We start from the raw sequence: 23,340 nt of genomic DNA, 5'->3' as shown, positions 1-23,340 counted from the left end.
GAGTAATCTTAAGGCGACCCCTTCCACGCACGTCAGGAGCCTTCGTGGCCGATACCCCCGCAAGCCCCGCTTCGAACGACGAGTCCGCAGCGCCCACGGTCGGCAAGGGCCGGCCCACGCCGAGCCGCGCCGAGCAGGAGGCTGCGCGCCGCCGACCGCTCGTGGCGGACACCAAGGAGGCGCGGGCCAAGGCCAAGGCCGAGCTGCAGGAGCGCCGCGAGCGGGCCCGCATCGGGATGGCGAACGGCGAGGACAAGTACCTCCCCGCCCGGGACAAGGGTCCGCAGCGCCGCTGGGTCCGCGACTACGTCGACGCCGGCTGGCATCTCAGCGAGTTCGTGATGGCGCTGATGGTGCTCGTGATCATCGCCTCGCTCATCCCGAACATGGCCGTGGCCTACTGGGCGTTCGTGGTGCTGTGGGGCTACATCATCCTCGCGATCGCGGACATGGTGATCCTCAGCGTCCGGATCAAGCGCAAGGCCGCGGCGAAGTTCGGCGAGGATCGCCGCGAGAAGGGCCTCGGCTGGTACGCGGCCATGCGCTCCCTGCAGATGCGCTTCATGCGCTTGCCGAAGCCCCAGGTCAAGCGCGGTCAGTACCCGGTCTGACGCGCCCCCGACGACGAGACCCCTCGTTCTCCGCGGAGGACGAGGGGTCTCGTCGTCGGGCTCAGCGCGGAAGGCCGCGGGAGATCTGACGCGCCCAGAGCGGCCCGCGGTAGAGGAAGGCCGTGTACCCCTGGACCAGGGTCGCGCCGGCGTCCAGTCGCTCGCGGACGTCGGCGCCCGTCTCCACTCCCCCGACCGAGATCACGCAGAAGTCCTCCGGGACCGCCGCGCGCACGATGCGCAGCACCTCGAGCGACCGCGCGCGCAGGGGCGCACCCGACAGCCCACCGGCGCCGGCGGCCTCCACCACGCCGGCGGCGGTGCGCAGGCCCTCCCGCCCGATCGTCGTGTTCGTCGCGATGATCCCGTCGAGTCCCTCGGCGACGGCGAGGCGGGCGATCGCCTCGACCTCGTCGTCCGGCAGGTCCGGCGCGATCTTCACCAGCAACGGCGTGGCCCCCGCGGCCGCCTTCACCTCGCGGAGCAGGGGCGCGAGCGTCTCGACCGCCTGCAGGCCGCGCAGCCCCGGGGTGTTCGGCGAGGAGACGTTGATCGCGAGATAGTCCGCCAGCGGCGCCAGGCGCGTCGCCGAGGAGACGTAGTCGGCGATCGCATCCTCCACGGCGACCACTCGGCTCTTGCCGATGTTGACGCCGACGACCGCGCGCGGATGACGTCGCCGCAGCCGGCGCAGACGCGGCTCCACCGCCTCCGCTCCCGCGTTGTTGAACCCCATGCGGTTGATCACCGCGCGGTCGGGCACGAGCCGGAACAGCCGGGGCTTGGGGTTTCCCGGCTGCGCGAGCGCCGTGATCGTGCCCACCTCGACATGCCCGAACCCGAGGGCGTCCAGCCCGCGGACGCCGACGGCGTTCTTGTCGAACCCGGCCGCGACGCCGAACGGCGTCGGGAACGTGAGGCCGAGCGCGGTCACCCTGTCGCCCTCGGGCGAGCGGGTCAGCGCTCGGGCGACCCACGAGAACGGCGGCACCCCCAGGATGCGGATGACGAGCATCGCCGCGTGGTGGGCGAACTCGGGATCCAGTCGCGACAGGACGTGGCGGAAGAGGAGCGCGTACATCCCTGCCAGGCTACCGGTCGGCGGGCTCCGGCTCGGACGAGGCGTGGTCGGCACGGAGATCAGCGATCGCGGACTCGAAGTCCTCCAGCGAGTCGAACGCCTGATAGACGCTCGCGAACCGGAGGTAGGCGACCTCATCGAGAGCGCGCAGCGGCCCGAGGATCGCGAGCCCGATCTCGTTCGTGTCCAGCTGCGAGACACCGGTCTGACGGACCGCCTCCTCCACGCGCTGAGCGAGGATGGCGAGATCCGCCTCCGTCACGGGGCGGCCCTGGCACGCCTTCCGGACGCCCGAGATCACCTTCTCGCGGCTGAACGGCTCCATGACGCCGGAACGCTTGATGACGTTGAGGCTCGCCGTCTCCGTGGTCGAGAAACGCCCCCCGCATTCGGGGCACTGACGACGGCGGCGGATCGAGAGACCGTCATCGCTCGTGCGGGAGTCGATCACGCGCGAATCGGGGTGACGGCAGAAGGGGCAGTGCATGGTGAGTAAGACTACGCCTCCGCCGTGACCACCGGCGCACCGACGAACCGTGCCTCGATGGCCTCGCCGTGCGCGGGAAGGACCTCGGTGTCCGCCAGGGCGACGATCGCCTCGCGGACCTCCGACAGAGCCGCGCGGTCGTACTCGATCACCTGCTGCGGACGCAGGAACGTGTAGGCCCCGAGGCCTGGCGCATAGCGCGCCTGTCCGCCGGTCGGCAGGACGTGGTTGCTGCCCGCGAGGTAGTCGCCCAGGCTCACCGGGCTGTCCTCGCCGACGAACACGGCTCCGGCGCTCGTGAACGACGCTGCCGCCTCGGCCGCATCGGCGAGGTGCAGCTCGAGGTGCTCAGGCGCGTACGCGTTGCTGAAGGCCACAGCGGCCTCGCGTCCGTCCACGAGCACGAGGGCGGACTGCGGCCCGGACAGCGCGGCGGCGACCCGATCCGCGTGACGGGTGGACGCCGCGAGCTGCTCCACCCGCTCGGCGACACGGGCGGCGAGCTCGGCCGAATCGGTCACGAGCACGGCCGACGCCTGTTCGTCGTGCTCGGCCTGGCTGACGAGGTCGGCCGCCACCAGGAGCGGGTCCGCCGTCTCGTCGGCCACGATCAGGATCTCCGTCGCGCCCGCCTCCGCGTCGGTTCCGACGACGCCGGCCACGGCCCGCTTGGCGGAGGCGACGAAGTTGTTGCCGGGACCGGAGAGCACGTCGACCGGGTCGAGGCCGAGCGCGTCCACGCCGTAGGCGAACGCGCCGATCGCTCCCGCGCCGCCCATGGCGTAGACCTCATCGACGCCGAGCAGACCCGCCGCGGCGAGGATCGTCGGGTGCACCCGGCCATCCTGGTCCGCCTGCGCCGGCGAGGCGAGCGCGATCTCGGAGACGCCCGCCACCTGTGCCGGGACGACGTTCATGATCACGCTGGAGGGGTAGACGGCCTTGCCGCCGGGGATGTACACCCCGACGCGGCCGACCGGCTGCCACCGTTGGCGGATCCGTGCGCCCGCTCCCAGCTCGGTGACCGCGGGAGCCGGCACCTGTGCCTCGGAGGCCGCACGCACCCGACGGATCGACTCCTCGATCGCGGAGCGGATCCTCGGCTCCAGCGCGGCCACGGCGTCGTCGATGTGCTGCTTCGGCACCCGGATGGCGTGATCGACGACGCGGTCGAAGCGCTCGGCCTGCTCGCGCAGCGCGCTCTCGCCGCGCACGCGCACGTCCTCGACGAGGGCGGCCGCGGTCGCCAGGGCCTCGGCGCGCGCCGCGGTGGCGCGAGGGACCGCCGCGAGCATCTCGGCGGTGGTGAGGGTGCGTCCCCTCAGGTCGATCGTCTGCATGCGTCCTCAGCCTCGGGTCATGTCGGTCGTGTCGTGCAGGTAGCCCACCCGCCCGTCGTCGTGGCGGACCACATAGGCGCCGCCGCGGTCCTCGAGGACGAGGATCCACGCGTCGGGCCCGATCTCGAAGATGACGGATCCCCGCTCATCGTGCACCGGTCGCCGCTCCGGCGCCAGCGCCCAGAAAGGCTGTGCGACGGACGCCGCCGGCTCGTCGACCGTCGCGACCGCACGCGTCCGCGTGTCCTCGACGTCGTCGTCCTCCGGCACGGGGCCGGGCTGCTCACCCGAGAGACGCAGATCCGTGTCCGTCTCCACCAGCGGAGCGAACACCTCGGTGAGGGCGTCGGGCATGACCTCGTCGCGCTCCTCGGCGGGCTGCGCGGCGTCCGTGTCCGTGACGGCGTCCGTGCCGGTGCCGGTCTCGTGCCGGCGCGCATCGGCGCGGTCCCGCGTGTCGACGGCGTCGTCCTCCACCGCGGAACGGCGCGCGTAGGCGGGAGCGTAGGCGTCGCCGGCGGGGTCGACGGAGGTGGTGCCGGGCTCGGCACCGGCGGCGTGCGCACGGGAGGAGAACTGCGGCGGGGCGTCGGTCGGGCCTGTCGCCGGGTCGTCCGTCCGGGCCGCTGCCTCCTCGGCAGCGGGTGCGGGGGCCGAGTCCGGCTGCGGGATCGGGCGCGGACGCGCGATCACCGGGCGCACCGGGTTGGCGTTGCGGTGCGCGAGCGTCTCCTGACGCCCCTCGAAGTCGTCGCGCAGGCGCGGGACGAGCGGGGCGAACACGGTGAGGACCACGAGTCCGAGCGAGAGGAGGAGCTCCAGCCAGACGGCCCAGCTCCCGGCGCCCGGGTTCGCCGTGGCGAACGACAGACGGATCTGCTGCCACAGCAGCGCGGCCCAGCTGACGGCGGCGACCGAGAACGCCACCGAGGCGAACTGGTCGATCCCCAGGGACCCCACCCGACGGATGCCCTCCGGCGAGAACCGGCGCAGCACGATCAGGAAGGTGGCCACGGTGGGGACGCCCATCGGGAGCAGCCATTGCAGGTCGGGGCCCCACAACGACACGCCGTCGGCGAACGGGAAGCCGAAGGCCGGCACGAACGACAGCACGAAACCGACCAGCCACGCGCCGACGATCAGGAGCTCGCGCAGGGTGAAGCCCAGGATGCCCTCCTGCGGCGCGGCCTCGACGATGACGTCGGCCTCGGGGGTCGCGTCGATGCCCTCCACGACCGGGACGGCATCCGCCGGGTCGGTCGTTCGCGACGTGGCCGCGGGCTCCCCGTCGTCGGTGACGCGGGCCGTCTCCGCCACCGGCGCGGCGGCGGACGGCCCGTCGGGCGTGGACAGCGCGTCGTCGTTCGCGTCGTCCTCAGGCGCCGAGGGGACGGAGGGATTCTCGTTCGTCATGAGGGTCCTTTCGCGTGAGAGCGGCCGTGCCCGGCGTCTCCGACGCGAACAGATCCTACCCGCGCGCCGCGGATCGTCCCTGAGCGGAACGTGCACGTGACGGGGGCGACGTGGTGCGCGTCGCCCCCGGCTCCGAACGGTGTCACCCCAGGCACTGCGGACCGAGGAGCGACTTGAGGTCCCCGAACAGGTCGGCCGTGACCGAGACCGGCATCGGGACCTCGAAGACCTTCGCCCGCCCTCCCCGGTGCATGGTCAGCATGACCTCGGTCTCCCCCGCGTGGCGGCGCAGGACGTCCGCGAGGTCCTCGATCACCCGTTCCGTCGCCCGCTGCTCGGGGACCACGAGCGTCAGCGGTCCTGCCGCGTCGAAGGAGCCGACGTCCGGCGTGAACGCCGCCTGGGCGTGCAGGTTCATCCCGTCGTCTCGCCGCGACACCCGCCCTCGGACCGCGATGATGGCGTCCGACTGCAGCATGCCCTGGAACTCGAGATAGGTCTTGCCCATGAACATGACGGTGATCTCGCCGTGGAAGTCCTCGACCGTGATCATCCCGTAGGGGTTTCCGCTGGCCTTCGCGACGCGATGCTGGACGCTCGTGATGAGACCCGCGATGGTCACCTGGTCGCCGTCCTGCAGGTCCTCCGACTCCAGCAGGCTGTTGATCGCGATGGACGCGTGCTTCGCCAGCGGCACCTCCAGGCCCGCGAGCGGATGGTCGGAGACATACAGCCCCAGCATCTCGCGCTCGAAGGCGAGCTTGTCCTTCTTCGTCCATTCCGGGCGCTCGGGAACCTTCGCCGGAGCCGCCTCCTCCAGGTCGTCGTAGAGGCTGTCGAAGTCGAAGCCGATCGCCCCCTGGGCCTCGTTGCGCTTCTGGCCGACGGCGGCCTCCACCGCGTCCTCGTGGATCTCCACCAGCGCGCGGCGCGTGTCCCCCATCGAGTCGAAGGCACCCGCCTTGATCAGCGACTCGATGGTCCGCTTGTTCGAGACGTGCATCGGGACCTTCTTGAGGAAGTCGTGGAAGGAGGTGAAGTTCTCCTTCTCCCTCGCCTGCACGATCCCGTCCACGACGTTGCTGCCGACGTTGCGGACGGCGCCGAGACCGAAGCGGATGTCCTCCCCGACGGCCGCGAAGAAGTTGATCGACTCGCGCACGTCCGGCGGGAGGACCTTGATCCCCATCCGTCGGCACTCGTTGAGGTACAGCGCCATCTTGTCCTTGGAGTCGCCGACGCTCGTGAGCAGCGCCGCCATGTACTCGGCGGGGTAGTGCGCCTTGAGGTAGGCGGTCCAGTACGAGATCACGCCGTAGGCGGCCGAATGCGCTTTGTTGAACGCGTAGTCGGAGAACGGCAGCAGGATCTCCCAGAGCGCCTGGACCGCGCCGTCGGAGTAGCCGTTGGCCCGCATGCCCGCGTGGAACCCCTCGTACTGCTTGTCCAGCTCGGACTTCTTCTTCTTGCCCATCGCACGCCGCAGGATGTCCGCTTGGCCCAGGGAGAAGCCGGCCACCCGCTGGGCGATCGCCATCACCTGCTCCTGGTAGATGATCAGGCCGTAGGACTCCTCGAGGATGTCGGCCAGCGACTCGGTGAACTCCGGGTGGATCGGCGTGATCTCCTGCAGGCCGTTCTTGCGCAGCGCGTAGTTCGTGTGCGAGTTCGCCCCCATCGGCCCCGGGCGATACAGGGCGATCAGCGCCGAGATGTCGCCGAAGTTGTCGGGCTTCATCAGACGCATGAGGGATCGCATGGGTCCGCCGTCGAGCTGGAAGACCCCGAGCGAGTCGCCGCGGGCCAGCAGGTCGTACGCGGCGCGGTCGTCCAGCGCCAGATCCTCCAGCACGAGGTCCTCGTCGCGGTTCATCTTGATGTTCGCGAGGGCGTCGGAGATGATCGTCAGGTTCCGCAGCCCGAGGAAGTCCATCTTGATGAGCCCGAGGGACTCGCAGGACGGGTAGTCGAACTGCGTGACGATCTGTCCGTCCTGCTCCCGTCGCATGATCGGGATGATGTCGATCAACGGGTGCGAGGACATGATCACGCCGGCGGCGTGCACGCCCCACTGGCGCTTCAGGTTCTCCAGTCCCAGTGCGGTGTCGAAGACGGTCTTGGCCTCGGGATCCGTCTCGATGACGGTGCGGAACTCCGACGCCTCCTTGTATCGCGGGTGGTCCTTGTCGAACATGCCGTCCAGGGGCATGTCCTTGCCCATCACCGCCGGCGGCATCGCCTTGGTGAGCTTCTCCCCCATGCTGAACGGGAACCCGAGCACGCGCCCGGCGTCCTTGAGGGCCTGCTTCGCCTTGATGGTGCCGTAGGTGACGATCTGGGCCACGCGCTCGTCGCCGTACTTCTCGGTGACGTACTGGATCACCTCGCCGCGACGACGGTCGTCGAAGTCGACGTCGAAGTCGGGCATGGAGACGCGGTCCGGGTTCAGGAAGCGCTCGAAGATGAGGCCGTGCTCGAGCGGGTCGAGGTCGGTGATCCGCATCGCGTAGGCCGCCATCGATCCCGCTCCGGAACCTCGTCCCGGGCCGACGCGCACGCCGTTGTCCTTGGCCCAGTTGATGAAGTCGGCGACGACGAGGAAGTAGCCGGGGAAGCCCATCGACGAGATGACCTCGACCTCGTAGTCGGCCTGCTTGCGCACCGCATCCGGGATGCCGTTCGGGTAGCGGTAGTGCAGCCCCTTCTCCACTTCCTTGATGAACCAGCTCTCCTCCGTCTCGCCCTGCGGGACGGGGAATCGCGGCATGAAGTTGGCGCTGGTGTTGAACGAGACGTCGCAGCGCTCGGCGATCAGCAGCGTGTTGTCGCAGGCGACCGGGTGGTCGCGGAACACCTGGCGCATCTCCGCAGCGGACTTCACGTAGTAGCCGTCGCCGTCGAACTTGAACCGGTTCGGGTCGTCGAGGGTCGACCCCGACTGCACGCACAGCAGTGCCGCGTGGCTCTTGGCGTCGTGCTGGTGGGTGTAGTGCAGATCGTTGGTCCCCACCAGCGGGATGCCGAGGTCCTTCGCGATCTTGAGGAGGTCCCCGGTGACTCGGCGCTCGATCTCGAGCCCGTGATCCATGATCTCGGCGAAGTAGTTCTCCTTGCCGAAGATGTCCTGGAACTCCGCGGCGGCCGCGCGGGCGGCGTCGTACTGGCCGAGGCGGAGCCGGGTCTGGATCTCCCCTGACGGGCACCCCGTCGTGGCGATCAGGCCCTTGCTGTACTTCTGCAGGATCTCCCGATCCATGCGGGGCTTGAAGTAGTACCCCTCGATGCTCGCCGTCGAGGACAGCCGGAAGAGGTTGTGCATGCCCTCCGTCGTCTCGGACAGGAGAGTCATGTGGGTGTAGGCGCCGGATCCGGAGACGTCATCGCGCTGCTGCTCGGGGGATCCCCACCGCACCCGGCTCTTGTCGCTGCGGTGCGTGCCCGGCGTGACGTAGGCCTCGATGCCGATGATGGGCTTGACCCCGGCGTCCTTCGCGGCCTTGTAGAACTCGAACGCCGCGAAGGTGTTGCCGTGGTCGGTCACCGCCACCGCGGGCATCCCCTGTTTCACCGCCTCCTGCACGAGCGGCCCGATGCGTGCGGCACCGTCCAGCATCGAATACTCGCTGTGCACGTGGAGGTGGACGAAGGAGTCGGATGCCATGCCTTCGAGTCTACGGACCGCCTCCGACGCCCGGCGCCGGCGTCAGCGGGCCGCGCGAGTTCAGGCATTCGCACGAGATCAGGCGAATATCGCGCTGACCAGCCTGAACTCGCGCGTGTGCCTGAGCTCGCGCGGGTTCCCGAGGACCGCGACGACGCCAGGACCGCGCGGGATCAGCGGAGGTCGAGGCGCATCAGCACGCGAGGGAAGCCGTCCAGCACCGAACGGGTCTCCGCGGCCTTCTTGAATCCCGCCGACTCGAACAGGGCGCGTGTGCCCACGTACGCCATGGTCAGGTTGACCTTCTCCCCCGCGTTGTCGACGGGATACCCCTCGATGGCGGGGGCCCCGCGCTCTCGCGCGTAGGCGACGGCTCCTTCGATCAGGGCGTGCGAGACGCCCTGCTTGCGGTGGCCGGGACGGACGCGGAAGCACCAGAGCGCCCAGACGTCCAGGTCGTCGACGTGCGGGATGAGCCGATTGCGCGCGAAGCTCGTGTCCCGTCGCGGATGCAGCGCCGCCCAGCCCACCGGCTCGCCGTCCCGGTAGGCGATCACGCCGGGAGGCGGGTCCTGATGACACAGTTCACGGACGCGGTCGGCGCGCGCCGCTCCGCGCAGGGCGACGTTCTCCTTGTTCCCGATCCGATAGCTCAGGCAGAAGCACACGTTCGAAGCCGGGTTCTTCGGCCCCACGAGCGTGGCGACGTCCTCGAACACGGTCGCAGGCCGGACGACGATGGTCATGGGCCCAGTCTGGCGCCCCGCACCGACATCCGCGCGTCATTCCCCGCGGAGGATCTCCAACGCGTGCCGGAAGTCCGCGGGATATGGCGACTCGAACTCCACCCAGTCCCCCGAGCCCGGGTGGGAGAAGCCGAGTCGATGCGCGTGCAGCCACTGGCGGGTGAGGCCGAGCCGGGCCGACAGCGTGGGGTCGGCGCCGTAGAGCGGATCCCCCACACAGGGGTGGCGATGCGCCGCCATGTGCACCCTGATCTGATGCGTTCGCCCGGTCTCCAGGTGGATCTCCAGCAGGGACGCCCCGGGAAAGGCCTCGAGCGTCTCGTAGTGCGTGACCGAAGGCTTGCCGTCCGGGGTGACGGCGAACTTCCACGAGTGGTTCGGGTGTCTGCCGATGGGCGCGTCGATGGTCCCGACGAGCGGATCCGGGTGTCCCTGCACCACCGCGTGGTACACCTTCTCGACGGTGCGCTCCTTGAACGCGCGCTTGAGCGCGGTGTACGCACGCTCGGTCTTGGCGACGACCATGAGCCCGCTCGTCCCCACGTCCAGCCGGTGCACCACCCCTTGCCGCTCCGGTGCGCCGCTGGTCGCGATGCGGAAGCCGGCGGCCGCGAGGGCTCCGACCACGGTCGGCCCCTCCCATCCGAGCGAGGGATGCGCGGCGACGCCGGTGGGCTTGTCGACGACGACGATCTCGTCGTCGTCGTGGACGATCCCGAGCTCCGGGACGGCGATCGGCTCGATCCGCGGTTCCTGGCGGGGCTGCCAGGAGACATCGAGCCACCCGCCTCCGCGCAGCCGGTCGGACTTGCCGAGCACGGCACCGTCCTGGGACACCCCGCCCGCCTCGGCCACCTCGGCGGCGAAGGTCCGCGAGAAGCCCAGCATCTTCGCGAGCGCGGCGTCGACGCGGGCGCCGTCGAGACCGTCCGGGACCGGAAGGGAACGGGTCTCCACGTCAGACGTCCGCGCGGTCCTGGCCGTCACCGGCCGACTCGCCCGCGGAGGAGGCGGGCGCCGCATCCCGTTCGCGCGTGCCGTCCAGACGCAGGCCCACCACCACGAGAAGGGCGACGGAGATCATGCCCGTGACGATGAAGATGTCAGCGACGTTGAAGATCGCCGGCATCATCCACGGCATCGAGATCATGTCCACGACGTGGCCGACGGGAAATCCCGGCTCTCGGAAGAGGCGGTCCGTCAGGTTCCCGAGCACTCCGCCCAGGAGCGCCCCGAGGACCACGGCCCACAACCGCGAGCGGACCCCCACCGCCTTCCACACGATGACGCCCGCGACCACCGCGAGCGCGATCGTGAAGATCCAGGTGACGTTCTCGCCGAGGGAGAACGCGGCGCCCGGGTTGCGCACGGAGTACAGCTGCAGGAACTCGCCGAGGACCGGGACCGGCTGGTGCAGCGGCAGGTGTTCGATCGTGAGGTACTTCACGAACTGATCGGCGGCCAGCACGACCGCCGCGAGAATCGCGACGATCGCGCCGGCCGCCGAACGATGCAGAGGTCGACGCCCTGGCAACAGGCCGACCTAGCGACCGGCCTGCGAGACCGGGCTGTCCGAGGAGCCCGAGGGACCCGACTGGGAGTCGAGGTCGCGGAGCTGGTTCTCGATGTAGCTGCGCAGCTGCGAGCGGTAGGAGCGCTCGAAGTCGTGCAGCTCGGTGATCCGGCTCTCCAGCACGTTGCGCTCGCGCTCGAGACGAGCGGTCTGCTCGCGCTGCTGCGCCTCGGCGTCGGCGAGGATCTTCGCCGCCTGCGCCTTGGCGTCCGCGATGAGCTGGTCGCGCTGGGACTTGCCCTCGGCGACGTGCTCGTCGTGCAGACGCTGGGCCAGCTCGATGATGCCCGCCGGGGCCGCACCCGAGGACGGCTCGGGGGTGGGCGCCGGAGCGGCGACGGGGGCCGGCGCGGGCGTCTCGGCGGCGGCCGGCGCCTTCTCGCCGGACTCGTACGCGGCCAGCTTGGCCTTCAGCTCGGCGTTCTCCTCGAGCGCCTTGCGCCACTCGATGACGATCTCGTCGAGGAAGTCGTCCACCTCGTCCGGGTCGAACCCGTCCTTGAAACGGACGTGCTGGAACTGCTTGGTGACGACGTCATCCGGGGTCAATGCCATTGGTGGCTCCTCTTTCGATGAGTTCTCGGCGGCCAGGTGGACTGTTGGCGCGTACCCGGGGCGCGCACCTCTGGGAAAGCATAGTCGTCCCGACCGGGTTTGCGCGGGACGGGGTCGCCCCGCGTTCAGGACTGGGCGATCACACGCGTGACGGACATCAGGATGAGCACGACGAGCATCGTCAGGGCGAATCCGAAGTCGATCGCGACCGGTCCGACCCTCAGCGGAGGAATGAGGCGGCGGAACAGCTTGATCGGCGGATCGGTGACCGTGAAGACGATCTCGGCGACGACGAGCCCTGCGCCCTTGGGACGCCACTCGCGGTTGAACATCGGGATGTACTCGAGCACAAGGCGCGCGAGCAGCACGATGAAGTAGATCAGCAGCACCCCGTTGAGGATGGCCGCGATCAGCGGGATCGGTGACACGCGTCAGGAGTGCGCGAGCGCGGTGTCCGGGTCCGCCCCGGCGATCCCACCCTGACCCGACACCGCGATGCTCTCCGGGGAGAGCAGGAAGACCTTGCTGGTCACCCGCTCGATGCGCCCGTAGAGGCCCAGCGACAGGCCGCTCGCGAAGTCGATGAGCCGGCGCGCGTCGGCGTCGCTCATCTGCGAGAGGTTGATGATCACGGGGATCCCGTCACGGAAGCTCTCCGCGATCACCTGGGCGTCACGGTACTGCTTCGGGTGCACGGTGAGGATCTCGTTGACCGCGCCGGAGGCCGGCTGGCGCACGGCCGTGGGACGCCGCAGAGGCGTCACCGGAGCGGCGGGCTTCAGGTCCTCGCGCTCACGCTCACGCTCGCGCTCGACGTCGCGCTCACGGCGCACCGGAGCGGCGGAGGCCTGAGCCTCCTCCTCGTAGACCTCTTCCTCATCGGCGAGGCCCAGGTACACCATGGTCTTCTTCAGCGGGTTCCCCATCGTGTCCTCCGGAAGTGTGTGGGGTGTGTTCTTCCTTCGAGGCTAGCCCTGGGCAGGGCGGGGACCCGTGATTGCGGAGCCGATCCGCAGGTGTGTCGCGCCGGCGGCGATCGCCTCCGCGAAGTCTGCGGTCATGCCCGCGGAGATCCAGGACGCGTCCGGCGCGACCGCCCGCAGGCGCGCGGCGTATCCGTGCAGCCGCGCGAACGCGGAGGCCGGCTCCTCGTCCAGCGGAGCGACCGCCATCAGTCCGCGCAGCGTGAGGGTCGACAGGCTCTGCACATGCTCCGCGAGCGCCTCGAGGCCGTCGGGGCTCACGCCGCCTCGGGACGGATCCTCCGTGAGGTTCACCTGGATCAGCACGTCGAGGGCGCGATCGTCCTCCGCCGCTCGCTCGAGGGCGTCCGCGAGCCGCTCACGGTCCACGGAGTGCACGGTGTGCGCGGCGCGGCGGATCGCCGCCGCCTTCTTGGTCTGCGCCTGTCCGATGAAATGCCAGCGCAGATCGTGGAGGTCCTGCAGCTCGCCCGTCTTCGCGGTGATCTCCTGTTGCCGGTTCTCCCCCACCTCGCGCACGCCGAGAGCGTGCAGCTCGCGGACCAGCGACGCCGGGTGGAATTTGGTCACCACGATGCGCGTGAGCTCCGCGGGGTCTCGCCCGGCCCGACGCGCGGCGTCCGCGATCGCCTCGTCGATCGCGGACAGCCGCTCCGCCAGCGTCACTTCAAGAACTCGGGGATGTCGATGTCGTCGTCGGCGAACGCCGGCTCAAGGCTGGTCGCCACGACCGGGAGCACGGGCGAGGCAGGGGTCGCAGCGGTCGGCGCCGGGGCATCGGCGGACTCCGTCGCCGTGGTCTCGGACTCGTCGTCGGCCAGCCCGATCTCCTGCACCGGGGCGGCGGGCCGGGAGACGACCATCGGGTCCAGCCGCAGCGACGGCTCTCCGCCGTCGAAGCCCGCGGCGATCACCGTGACGCGCACCTCGTCGCCGAGCGTGTCGTCGATGACCGTGCCGAAGATGATGTTGGCCTCGGGGTGCGCGGCCTCCTTGACGAGGTCCGCCGCGTCGTGGATCTCGAAGATGCCGAGGTTCGACCCGCCCTGGATCGACAGCAGCACGCCGTGCGCGCCCTCGATCGAGGCCTCCAGCAGCGGCGACTCCACCGCGAGCTCGGCGGCCTTGATCGCCCGGTCCGCGCCGCGCGCGGATCCGATGCCCATGAGCGCGGAGCCCGCGCCCTGCATGACCGACTTCACGTCGGCGAAGTCGAGGTTGATGAGGCCGGGGGTGGTGATGAGGTCCGTGATGCCCTGAACACCGGCGAGCAGCACCTGGTCGGCGGTCGCGAACGCCTCGATCATCGAGATGCCTCGATCGCTGATCTCCAGCAGCCGGTCGTTCGGTACGACGATGAGCGTGTCGACCTCTTCCTTCAGCTTGGCGACACCGGCTTCGGCCTGGCTCTGGCGACGGCGCCCCTCGAAGGAGAACGGCTTGGTCACGACGCCGATCGTCAGCGCGCCGATGGACTTCGCGATCCGCGCGACGACCGGCGCGCCGCCGGTGCCCGTGCCGCCGCCCTCGCCGGCGGTCACGAAGACCATGTCCGCACCGGTGAGCGCCTGCTCGATCTCCTCCGCGTGGTCCTCGGCCGCCCGGCGTCCGACCTCCGGGTCGGCGCCCGCGCCGAGACCCCGGGTCAGTTCCCGCCCGACGTCGAGCTTGACGTCCGCGTCGCTCATCAGCAGCGCCTGCGCGTCGGTGTTGACGGCGATGAACTCGACACCGCGCAGCCCGAGCTCGATCATGCGGTTGACGGCGTTGACGCCGCCACCGCCGACGCCGACGACCTTGATCACGGCGAGGTAGTTCTGGTTCTGGCTCATCCCGGCCTCCGATTGTCGAGCCTTGAGTCGGGAACCTTAAACCTCAACGAGAGGGTTAAAGTATTTCCCGGTATTGCGTTCTCTCGAATCGAAGGTAAGCGGCACCGGGGCCCTGCGATCGCAAGGACACGCGCGTGTCGGCGTTAACGGGCCGAAACTCCTCCGCGGGGCGGCCTTCCCGCCCGGGGCGGCTGCCCGACTCAGCCCACGACAGCCGCGTCCGGCGAGGAGACGTCGTACAGCGCCCGCTCCGGCTGCGCCGCCATCAGCTTGCTCAGGATCAGCGCCTTCAGCCCGGACTCCTCCGCGCTCCCCCACACGACGGTCGCTCCCGACGAGAGCGCGAGGGTGACGTCGTCCACCGAGGTCGCGGTCACCGTCTCGACCTGCCCGCGCAGGTCCTCGGGCAGCGCGCGCATGACCGTCCCGGCCGCCGTGAACGGCTTCGACCCCGTTCCGCCCTCGACCTCGATCAGGGCGAATCCCGGGGGGCGCTCGGTGGAGGTCGAGAGGGCGATGCCGGCGCCGTCGACGACCGTGAAGCCCGCCTCGGACGAGACCACGCCGACGGGCGTCCGCTCGACGATGCGCACCGTCAGCTCGTGGGGCGGCTTCGCCTCGAGCTGATAGGTCTCGATGAGCGGGAAGGCGACGAGCGCCTCCTTCACCTCGCTCGAGCTGATCAACGCCAGCGGTGTGCCCTTCTGTCCCGCGAGCGCCTCCGCCACCTCCTCGGGGTTGAGCGCGTGCGTGCCCACCACGGTGATCTTCTCCAGCGCGAACAGCGGGCTGTACGCGGTCGCCGCACTTCCGAGCACGATGGCGAGCACCGCCAGGATCCCTCCGATCCAGGCGAGGCGGCGCCGGCGCGAGCGCTGCGTGAAGCGGCGGATCTCGGCCCGCAGCGTCCGGCGCCGCGCCTTGGCGGCGCGCCACACGTCGCGTGGGCTCAGCCGGCCGTCGGCGACGCCCGGCTCTCCGGGTCCCTCCCGATCCGCGGGCGCGGGCTGCGGGGACGCCGGGGACGACGACGGACGGATCAGGCCCGGCAGCAGCGGGGCGATCGGCGCGGTCTCCTGCAGATCCTCCGCCATCGCCGCGGAGGGAGGACGCTCGACGTCCGCGGGCCGTGCGGGCGGCGCGGCCTCGACCGGTTCAGCCGGCCGAGGGATCGGGGCGGGCCGCCGCACCGGTCACGCCCCGGTGCGCCGCAGCGCCTCGAGAACCTGAGGGATGATCTGGTAGACGTTCCCGCAGCCGAGCGTGATGACGTGGTCCCCCTCGCGGGCGACAGAGGCGGTGTAGTCCGCCGCCTCCTGCCAGTCCGCCACGAAGTGCACGTGGGAGGGATCCGCGAAGGCGCCGCTGACGAGCTCGCCGGTCACCCCGGGCACCGGGTCCTCCCGCGCCCCGTAGACGTCGAGCATCACCGTGTGGTCGGCGAAGCGCTCGAGGACCTCGGCGAACTCCCGGTACATGTGCTGGGTGCGCGAGTACGTGTGCGGCTGCTGGATCGCGATGATCCGCCCGGGACCGGAGATCGTCCGCATCGCCTCGAGCGCCGCGCGGACCTCGGTCGGGTGGTGCGAGTAGTCGTCGTACACGCTCACCCCTCGCTCCGTGCCATGCAGCTCGAGGCGCCGCACGGTGCCGGCGAACCCCTCCACCGCGTGGACGGCCTCCGCGAGACGGTGGCCCAGTGTGAGCAGCACCGCGACCGCGCCGGCGGCGTTGACGGCGTTGTGCACGCCGGGAACGGCGAGCCGCATGCGCGCGCTCTCGCCCGCGTGCTCGATCGTGGCGGCGACCGGACCGTCGGTGGCGATGTCCGTCAGACGGACGTCGGCGTCATCCGCCTGTCCGAACGTCACGACGTTCGGGTGCGTGAGCCCCGCACGGACCCGCAGCGCACCGGGGTCGTCGCTCGAGATCACGACGGCCTCGGAGGCCTCGTTCCCGAAGCGGACGAAGGCGTCGTGAAACGCCTCGTCGGAGCCGAAGTGGTCGAGGTGGTCCGGATCCACGTTCGTGATGAGCGCGACCGCCGTGTCGTAGAGGAGGAAGGTCCCGTCCGACTCGTCGGCCTCGATGACGAAGAGGTCGTCCACACCGGAGGAGCTGGAGACGCCGAGCTGCTCGATCACACCGCCGTTGACGAAGTTCGGGTCCTCCCCGAGCGCCTGAAGCGCCGTCACGATCATGCCCGTCGAGGTGGTCTTCCCGTGCGCTCCCGCCACCGACACGAGGCGTCGGGAGCCGATCAGCCAGTACAGCGCCTGCGAACGGTGGATGACGTGCAGCCCGCGCTGCTTGGCCGTCACGTACTCGGGGTTCTCCGGCCAGATCGCGCCGGTGTGGACCACCGTGTCCGCATCCCCCAAGTGCGCGGCGTCGTGGCCGACGTGGACGGTGGCCCCCCGCTCGGCGAGAGCCCGCAGGGCGGCGCTGTCCGCACGGTCCGAACCGGAGACGCGGATGCCCGCGTCGAGGAACATCCGAGCGAGCCCGCTCATGCCGGATCCGCCGATGCCGATGAAGTGGGCGGAGCGGATCTCGTCCGGGATCGGGAGGGTGAGGTCGGGTCTGATCATGGCTCCCTCATCCTAAGTCGCCCGGCTCGGAGCGGGCTCCGGGGCGCGCCGTCCGGCGATGCCCGGTGCCCTTCGAGATGCCCGGCCGAGGGTGCTTGGTCAGCGCGCGAGCGCGCGATCGATCAGGGCGATGAGGTCTTCGGTTCCTCGCCGCGAGCCGACGTCCTCCGTGGCACGTGCCATGGCCTCACGGCGACCGGCGTCCTGCAGCAGCGGCACGACGACGGCGCGGACGCGTTCGGGCGTGAACGTCGCGTCGTCCTCCAAGAGGGCCGCTCCTGCCGCCACCGCGGAGGCGGCGTTCAGGCGCTGCTCACCGTTGCCGACGGCGTAGGGGACGTAGACCGCGGGGATGCCGAGGGCGCTGACCTCGCTGACGGTCGCCGCGCCGGAGCGCGACACGATCAGGTCCGCGAGGGCGAACGCGAGATCCATGCGGTCGACGTAGCGGCGCATCGTATATCCGGCGGCGCCCGGGTCGGCGAGATCCGACCGCTCTCCGGTGACGTGGAGGAGCTGCCATCCGGTCGCCAGGATGTCCTGCCACGACCCGGCGATGGCCTCGTTGATCCGCTGCGCGCCGAGGGATCCGCCGAACACCAGCAGCACCGGTCGAGCCGGGTCGAGACCGAACTCCGCCGCCGCCTCGAGCCGCCGCGCGGAACGGTCGAGCTCGACGACCTCGCGCCGCAGCGGCATCCCGACCACGGTCGAGCCGCGCAACGGCGTGCCCTCGAACGCGACCCCCACTCCGGCCGCGGAGCGCGCGCCGAGGACGTTCGCCAGCCCCGGGCGCGCGTTCGCCTCGTGCACCACGGACGGGACCCCCTCGCGGCGCGCCGCGACATAGGCCGGGGCCGACGCATATCCGCCGAACCCGACCAGGACGTCCACCCCACGGCCCGTCAGGTGGTCGCGCACCTGGCGAACGGCCCGGGGGAATCGCACGGGGAAGGCGAGAGCCGCGCCGTTCGGCCGCCGCGGGAACGGCACCTTGTCGACCGTCAGCAGCTCGTAGCCTCGCTGGGGCACCAGGCGCGCCTCCAGTCCCTCCTTGGTGCCGAGTACGAGGACCGAGGCGTCGGGGTCGCGGGCGAGGAGCCCGTCCGCGACGGCGAGCAGCGGGTTCACATGGCCGGCGGTGCCGCCGCCGGCCAGAAGATAGGTGGTCACCGAGCGACCCTACCCCGGTTTGCCGGCCCCTCCCGGAGCGCCGGCCCGCGAAGGGCGCCGGCCGTCGCCCCCGCCGGCAGCGACCGGGCGAAGGAGAGCAGCACACCGCAGGCGATCAGCACCGACACGAGCGAGGTACCTCCTTGCGACATGAACGGCAGCGGGACGCCCAGGACCGGGAAGATCCGCAGTACGACGCCGATGTTGATGAGGGCCTGCCCGATCACCCACACGACGATGCCGCCGGAGACGATGCGCACGAACGGATCGGCCGTCTTTCGGATGATGTGGAAGACCCCGACCGCGAACATCGCGAACAGGCCCAGCACGATCGCGCAGCCGATCAGCCCCAGCTCCTCACCGACGATGGCGAAGATGTAGTCGTTCGACGCCGCGGGGAGCCACCCGTACTTCTCCTGCGAGTTGCCCAGCCCGAGACCGAAGATCCCCCCGTTCGCCATCCCCCAGACGGCGTGCAGCTGCTGATAGCAGTCCGTGTAGTAACAGTCGATCGTGTCGGGGTTGAACAGGCTCATGATCTGGCTCATCCGGCGCTTGCTCGTGAGGGCGAGCACGGCCACCGCGACCAGCGACAGCAGCAAAGGCAGCAGGAAGATCCGCAGACGCACGCCGGAGAAGAACAGCGCCCCGAGCAGGACGAGGAACAGGATCATGGCCGTGCCGAGATCGTGCCCGCCCATGACCGTCCCGATCACGAGCGCGGACACCGGGATCAGCGGGATGAAGACGTGTTTCCACAGCCGCAGCAGCCTCTGCTTGCGATAGAGGATCAGTCCTGCCCACAGCGCCAGCGACAGCTTCAGGAACTCCGAGGGCTGGATGTTCTGTCCCGCGACGAGGATCCAGTTCCGGTTCCCGTCGTTCTCCACGCCGAGACCGGGCACGAACACGAGGAGCTGCAGAAGCGTCGTCAGGATCAGCGCGGGCCAGGCGATCCGCTTCCAGAACTCCACGGGAAGGCGACTGAGCAGGAACATCAACGGGACGCCGACGAGCGCGAAGACGCCCTGCTTCAGGACGACGTCGTAGGGCCCCTCCCCCCGGTCCACCGCGGTCGCGCTGGTGGCGGACAGGACCATCACCAGCCCGAACGCGGTCAGCAGCAGCGCTGTGGAGGCGATGAGCACGAACTCGGACGACACCGGGGTGAAGATGCGGCCCAGGGAGACGCGAGCGGCCAGCCCGCGCCCGCCGCCGTCAGCCGCCCCGCGGGGCGTCATCGCGGGGCGAGTCATCTGCGTCATGCGCGCTCCCCCGGCTGATCCACTCCCGCACCGCCTCGGCGAAGCGGTGGCCTCGATCCGCGTAGCTGTCGAACTGGTCGAAGGATGCCGCGGCGGGTGCGAGGAGCACGGTGTCGCCGTCATGCGCGATCCCGGCCGCCAGTTCCACGACGCGGTTCATGACCCCTTCAGTCTCGCCGGGGACGACCTCGATCACCGGGACCGCCGGCGCGTGTCGCTCGAACACCGCGAGCACCTCGCCGCGGTCCGCGCCGATCACGATCGCGGCGCGTGCGGTCGCCCCCGCTCCGGCGACGAGCTCGGAGAGGTCGACGCCCTTCAGATCGCCGCCGACGACCCAGATCGCCCCGGGGAAGGCACGGAGCGAGGACTGCGCCGCGTGCGGGTTGGTCGCCTTCGAGTCGTCGATCCAGGTGACACCGCCCGAACGTGCCACGACCTCGATGCGATGCGGGTCGAGCCGGAAAGCCTCCAGGGCGTCCCGGACGGCCTCCGGCGCGGCGCCGAAGGAACGCGCGATGGCCGCGGCCGCGAGGATGTTCTGCACGATGTGCGGGGCGGAGAGACCGCGCTCGGCGAGGGCGGCGACCGTCGTGAGCTCCAGGGCACTGCTCCGGCGCTCCTCCAGGAACGCACGATCGACGAGGATTCCCTCGACGATGCCGAGATCGCTGGGGCCGGGGATGCCGAGATCGAAGCCGATCGCGCGGGCGCCCTCGACGACGTCCGCCTCCTCGACCATGCGGCGCGTCGCCTCGTCCGCCTTGTTGTAGACGCAGGCCGTGGTCGTGTTGCGGTAGACGACGGCCTTCGCGTCCCGATAGGCGGCAGCACTGCCGTGCCACACGAGGTGGTCATCGGCCAGGTTCAGGCAGACCGAGGACCGCGGCACGATCTGCCCCGCGGGTGCACTGAGGCCGAGGTACCAGAGCTGGTGGCTGGACAGCTCGACGACGAGGACGTCGAACCCCTCGGGGTCGCGGACGGCGTCCAGCACGGGGACGCCGATGTTCCCGCAGGGGGCCGCGCGCAGCCCGCCCTCCACGAGCATCGAGGCCGCGAGCCGGGTGGTCGTCGTCTTGCCGTTCGTCCCGGTGATCAGCGTCCACTCCGCCGGCGTGCCGTCGGCACGGAGCACCTTGTCCCGCACGCGCCAGGCCAGCTCGACGTCCCCCCACAGCGCGATCCCGTTGTCCCGGACCCAGCGGATGACGGGATGGGACGGCGCGAAGCCCGGGGATGCGATCACGACCTCGGGGGCGAACGCCGCGAGAGCCTCGGGCACCTCGTTCAGCGGTCCGAGGTGCAGGCCCGCGCCGATGACGGGGACCAGGCGGCGATAGTCGTCGGAGGCCGACTCGGAGAGCACGAGCACCTCCGCGCCGAGCTCGGTGAGCGTGTCCGCGGCCGAGAAGCCGGTGACCGACAGGCCGAGCACGGCCACGCGCAGGCCCTTCCAGTCCGCGTGCCAGCTCGTCAGCGCGTCGAGGTCGCGGGTCATGACCGGGTGAGCCACTCGACGTAGAAGAGGCCGACGGCCGACACCGCGAGGAGCCCGGCGATGATCCACATCCGCACGACGATCGTGCTCTCGGGCCAACCTCGCATCTCGAGATGGTGGTGGAACGGGCTCTGCAGGAACAGTCGCTTGCCGCGGGTGAGCTTGAAGTAGGTGAGCTGGACGATCACCGAGCCCGGGGCGATCACGAAGACGCCCGCAAGGAGGACGAGCAGCAGCTCGGTGCGGGTGAGGATCGCCATCGCGGCGATGACGCCGCCGATCGCCATGGATCCGACGTCGCCCATGAACACCTTCGCCTTCGGCGCGTTCCACCAGAGGAAGCCCACGAGCGCTCCGACGAAGGAGGCCGAGATCACCGCGAGGTCGAACGGGTTGGCCACGTCGTAGCAGCCGCCCTGGACCGAGGACTCCAGCGCCGGGGCCACACAGGACTGCTTGAACTGCCAGAACGAGATCAGGCTGTAGGCGCCGATCACGAAGACCCCGGCGCCGGCGGCCAGCCCGTCGAGCCCGTCGGTGAGGTTCGCCCCGTTCGAGGCGGCGATCCCGATCAGCGACAGCCAGATGAGGTAGAGCGCCCAGCCGACGATCGGCCCGAGCGCGAAGAGCCAGAGGACGGGGATGTCCCGGAAGAGCGAGATGAAGCCGCTCGCGGGGGTGTTGCCCCACTGGTTGGTCGTGGTGAGCGCGACGATGCCGAAGGGGATCACGACGAGGATCTGACCGATGATCTTGCGCCATCCGGAGAGGCCGGCGCTGCGCTGACTGCGGACCTTCATGAAGTCGTCGATGAAGCCCACGATCCCGAAGCCCACCATCATCCAGATCACGAGCCATCCCGACGCGGTCGGAGAGCTGCCGCCGGTGAGCGTGCCGATCGTGTAGCCGACGATCGTGCCGACGATGAAGATCGTGCCGCCCATCGTGGTCGTGCCGCGCTTGGCGTGGTGGCTGGGGTTCTCGATCGCCTCGGGGGTGCGGATCACCTGCGCCCAGCCCCACTTCCGGAACAGCCGGAGGAAGACCGGCGTCAGGAAGAGGGTGAAGGCGAGCGAAATTGCCGCCGCGGTAAGCAGGGACCTCACGAGAACGATTCTCCCAGACGGTCGCCGAGGAACCGGAGCCCGGCGGAGTTGGACGACTTGACCAGGACGCGGTCGCCGGGGCGCAGCTCCTCACGGAGGTAGTCATACGCGGCGTCCGCATCCGGCAGGTGCACGGCCTCCCCGTCCCACGACCCCTCGCCGACCGCGGCGAGATACAGCCTGCGGGCATCGGCGCCGACGACGACGATGCGCTGGATGTTCAGACGCACGGCGAGCAGGCCGATGCGGTCGTGCTCGTCGCCGGCGGCCTCCCCCAGCTCGCTCATGGCGCCGAGGACCGCGACGGTGCGCTCCCCCGGCCGCGTGATCTGCGCCAGTGTGCGCAGGGCGGCGGCCATGGAGTCCGGGCTGGCGTTGTACGCGTCGTTGATGATGCGGACCTCGTCATTGCCCATCGGCTGCATCCGCCACCGCTCGGCGATCTCGACCGTCTCGAGACGGCGGACCGCGTCGCCCGGGGCCACCCCGAGCGCGGCAGTGGCGGTGATCGCGGCGAGGGCGTTGCCGACGTGGTGGGCGCCGAGGACCTGCAGGCGCAGCGGAAGGCGCTGTTCGCCGTCATCGCCGGCGAGGACGACGGTGCACGTCGTCCCGCTCGCATCGACGTCCACGTCGACCGCGCGCACGTCGGCGCCCGGCCCCGCGCCGAAGCCGCGGACCGTCAGCCCGCGATCCCGGGCGGCGCCGCGCATCACGGACACGCGAGGGTCGTCCATGTTGAGGACGGCGGTCCCCCCGCGGCGCGCGGCGGCGACCAGCTCGGCCTTCGCGCGCGCCGTCTCCTCGATCCCGCCGAACCCGCCGGCGTGAGCGAGGCCGACCATGAGCACGATGACGACGTCCGGCTCGACCAGGCCCGCCAGACGCGCGATCTCCCCGGGCGCGCTGGCGCCGAACTCGCAGACGAGGAACCGGGTCGTGGGCGTCACCCGAAGCATCGTGAGCGGAGCGCCGACCTCGTTGTTGAACGAGGCGACAGGCGCGACGGTCTCGCCCTCTTCGGAGAGGATCCGCGCGAGGAAGTTCTTGGTCGTGGTCTTGCCGTTCGAGCCGGTGACGCCCACGATGCGGAGGTCTCCCGCCGCACGGACCCTGGCGACGACGGCCCGCGCCAGCTCCGCGATCGCGTCGACGACGTCGGGAACGACGATCTGGGAGATCGGCTCGTCGACCCGCCGCTCGACGAGGGCCAGCACGGCGCCGCGCTCGCGCGCCGCGCCGACGAACCGGTGCCCGTCGGTCACCTCGCCGGGCTTGGCGACGAAGATCCCGCCCTCGACGATCTGTCGCGAGTCCGTGTCGACCGCGCCGGAGACGACGGTCTCCGGGGTCGCGTCGGCCGCGGGATGCAGCTCGCCGCCGACGAGGGCGGCGATCTCACCGAGGGACAGGGCGATCATG

General features: G+C 70.6%; 21 protein-coding genes. 1 reads left to right on the top strand and 20 read right to left on the bottom strand.

Going from position 1 to position 23,340, the window contains the following annotated elements; genetic code table 11:
* Positions 1-44 precede the first annotated feature (44 nt).
* Positions 45-611, top strand: a complete 567-nt coding sequence (locus V6R91_RS15935; protein ID WP_067244212.1) for a DUF3043 domain-containing protein — start codon at positions 45-47, stop codon at positions 609-611.
* 61 nt (positions 612-672) lie between these two features.
* Here V6R91_RS15935 and V6R91_RS15930 read toward each other — a convergent pair whose 3' ends face one another.
* The 20 genes from V6R91_RS15930 to V6R91_RS15835 all read right to left on the bottom strand — a co-directional run bounded on the left by V6R91_RS15930 (position 673) and on the right by V6R91_RS15835 (position 23,339).
* Positions 673-1,692, bottom strand: a complete 1,020-nt coding sequence (locus V6R91_RS15930) for a quinone-dependent dihydroorotate dehydrogenase (RefSeq protein WP_271062857.1) — start codon at positions 1,690-1,692, stop codon at positions 673-675.
* A 10-nt stretch (positions 1,693-1,702) separates the two neighbouring features.
* On the bottom strand, positions 1,703-2,179 hold the full coding sequence (nrdR, locus tag V6R91_RS15925) for a transcriptional regulator NrdR (RefSeq protein ID WP_336396061.1): 477 nt from the start codon (positions 2,177-2,179) through the stop codon (positions 1,703-1,705).
* 11 nt (positions 2,180-2,190) lie between these two features.
* Positions 2,191-3,519 carry a histidinol dehydrogenase gene (gene hisD / locus V6R91_RS15920; protein ID WP_336396060.1) on the bottom strand — a complete coding sequence of 443 codons (1,329 nt, stop codon included), beginning with the start codon at positions 3,517-3,519 and terminating at the stop codon, positions 2,191-2,193.
* A 6-nt stretch (positions 3,520-3,525) separates the two neighbouring features.
* Positions 3,526-4,932 carry a hypothetical protein gene (locus V6R91_RS15915; protein ID WP_336396059.1) on the bottom strand — a complete coding sequence of 469 codons (1,407 nt, stop codon included), beginning with the start codon at positions 4,930-4,932 and terminating at the stop codon, positions 3,526-3,528.
* 142 nt (positions 4,933-5,074) lie between these two features.
* Positions 5,075-8,593 carry a DNA polymerase III subunit alpha gene (gene dnaE / locus V6R91_RS15910; RefSeq protein ID WP_067244224.1) on the bottom strand — a complete coding sequence of 1,173 codons (3,519 nt, stop codon included), beginning with the start codon at positions 8,591-8,593 and terminating at the stop codon, positions 5,075-5,077.
* 173 nt (positions 8,594-8,766) lie between these two features.
* Positions 8,767-9,339, bottom strand: a complete 573-nt coding sequence (locus tag V6R91_RS15905) for a GNAT family N-acetyltransferase (protein WP_271062596.1) — start codon at positions 9,337-9,339, stop codon at positions 8,767-8,769.
* Between the two features lie 36 nt (positions 9,340-9,375).
* Entirely contained in the window at positions 9,376-10,296 is a 921-nt protein-coding gene (locus tag V6R91_RS15900; protein WP_219084549.1) for an RluA family pseudouridine synthase, read from the bottom strand.
* Position 10,297: 1 nt separating this feature from the next.
* Positions 10,298-10,873, bottom strand: coding sequence for a signal peptidase II (gene lspA, locus V6R91_RS15895; RefSeq protein WP_336396058.1), 576 nt, complete (start codon positions 10,871-10,873; stop codon positions 10,298-10,300).
* 9 nt (positions 10,874-10,882) lie between these two features.
* Positions 10,883-11,467 (bottom strand): DivIVA domain-containing protein, encoded by a 585-nt coding sequence (locus V6R91_RS15890; protein WP_067244234.1) that lies wholly within the window; start codon positions 11,465-11,467, stop codon positions 10,883-10,885.
* 125 nt (positions 11,468-11,592) lie between these two features.
* Positions 11,593-11,895 carry a YggT family protein gene (locus V6R91_RS15885; RefSeq protein ID WP_067244236.1) on the bottom strand — a complete coding sequence of 101 codons (303 nt, stop codon included), beginning with the start codon at positions 11,893-11,895 and terminating at the stop codon, positions 11,593-11,595.
* Between the two features lie 3 nt (positions 11,896-11,898).
* Positions 11,899-12,393, bottom strand: coding sequence for a cell division protein SepF (locus V6R91_RS15880; protein ID WP_067244239.1), 495 nt, complete (start codon positions 12,391-12,393; stop codon positions 11,899-11,901).
* Positions 12,394-12,435: 42 nt separating this feature from the next.
* Complete coding sequence (locus V6R91_RS15875; RefSeq protein WP_336396057.1) at positions 12,436-13,116, bottom strand: YggS family pyridoxal phosphate-dependent enzyme; 681 nt, start codon at positions 13,114-13,116, stop codon at positions 12,436-12,438.
* A complete protein-coding gene (gene ftsZ, locus V6R91_RS15870) occupies positions 13,113-14,282 on the bottom strand; it encodes a cell division protein FtsZ (protein WP_219084548.1) in 1,170 nt (389 codons plus the stop codon). The genes V6R91_RS15875 and ftsZ overlap by 4 nt, the downstream gene beginning before the upstream one ends.
* 200 nt (positions 14,283-14,482) lie before the next feature.
* A complete protein-coding gene (locus tag V6R91_RS15865) occupies positions 14,483-15,376 on the bottom strand; it encodes an FtsQ-type POTRA domain-containing protein (protein WP_336396056.1) in 894 nt (297 codons plus the stop codon).
* Between the two features lie 99 nt (positions 15,377-15,475).
* Positions 15,476-16,873, bottom strand: coding sequence for a UDP-N-acetylmuramate--L-alanine ligase (gene murC, locus V6R91_RS15860; protein ID WP_336396055.1), 1,398 nt, complete (start codon positions 16,871-16,873; stop codon positions 15,476-15,478).
* A gap of 99 nt (positions 16,874-16,972) precedes the next feature.
* The gene (locus V6R91_RS15855) at positions 16,973-18,046 is read right to left on the bottom strand and encodes a UDP-N-acetylglucosamine--N-acetylmuramyl-(pentapeptide) pyrophosphoryl-undecaprenol N-acetylglucosamine transferase (RefSeq protein ID WP_336396054.1); all 1,074 of its coding nucleotides are present in this window, start codon (positions 18,044-18,046) and stop codon (positions 16,973-16,975) included.
* A complete protein-coding gene (ftsW, locus tag V6R91_RS15850; protein ID WP_378819510.1) occupies positions 18,043-19,311 on the bottom strand; it encodes a putative lipid II flippase FtsW in 1,269 nt (422 codons plus the stop codon). Before ftsW ends, V6R91_RS15855 begins: the two co-directional genes overlap by 4 nt.
* The gene (murD, locus tag V6R91_RS15845) at positions 19,265-20,812 is read right to left on the bottom strand and encodes a UDP-N-acetylmuramoyl-L-alanine--D-glutamate ligase (RefSeq protein WP_336396053.1); all 1,548 of its coding nucleotides are present in this window, start codon (positions 20,810-20,812) and stop codon (positions 19,265-19,267) included. Before murD ends, ftsW begins: the two co-directional genes overlap by 47 nt.
* The gene (gene mraY / locus V6R91_RS15840; protein WP_067244259.1) at positions 20,809-21,918 is read right to left on the bottom strand and encodes a phospho-N-acetylmuramoyl-pentapeptide-transferase; all 1,110 of its coding nucleotides are present in this window, start codon (positions 21,916-21,918) and stop codon (positions 20,809-20,811) included. Before mraY ends, murD begins: the two co-directional genes overlap by 4 nt.
* Positions 21,915-23,339, bottom strand: a complete 1,425-nt coding sequence (locus V6R91_RS15835; RefSeq protein WP_336396052.1) for a UDP-N-acetylmuramoyl-tripeptide--D-alanyl-D-alanine ligase — start codon at positions 23,337-23,339, stop codon at positions 21,915-21,917. Before V6R91_RS15835 ends, mraY begins: the two co-directional genes overlap by 4 nt.
* Between the last annotated feature and the right edge of the window lies 1 nt (position 23,340).

The sequence above is a fragment of the Microbacterium sp. CCNWLW41 genome, from assembly GCF_037083505.1.
The sequence above is the reverse complement of the archived record's forward strand: the minus strand, read 5'-3'. Positions and strand labels throughout refer to the sequence as shown.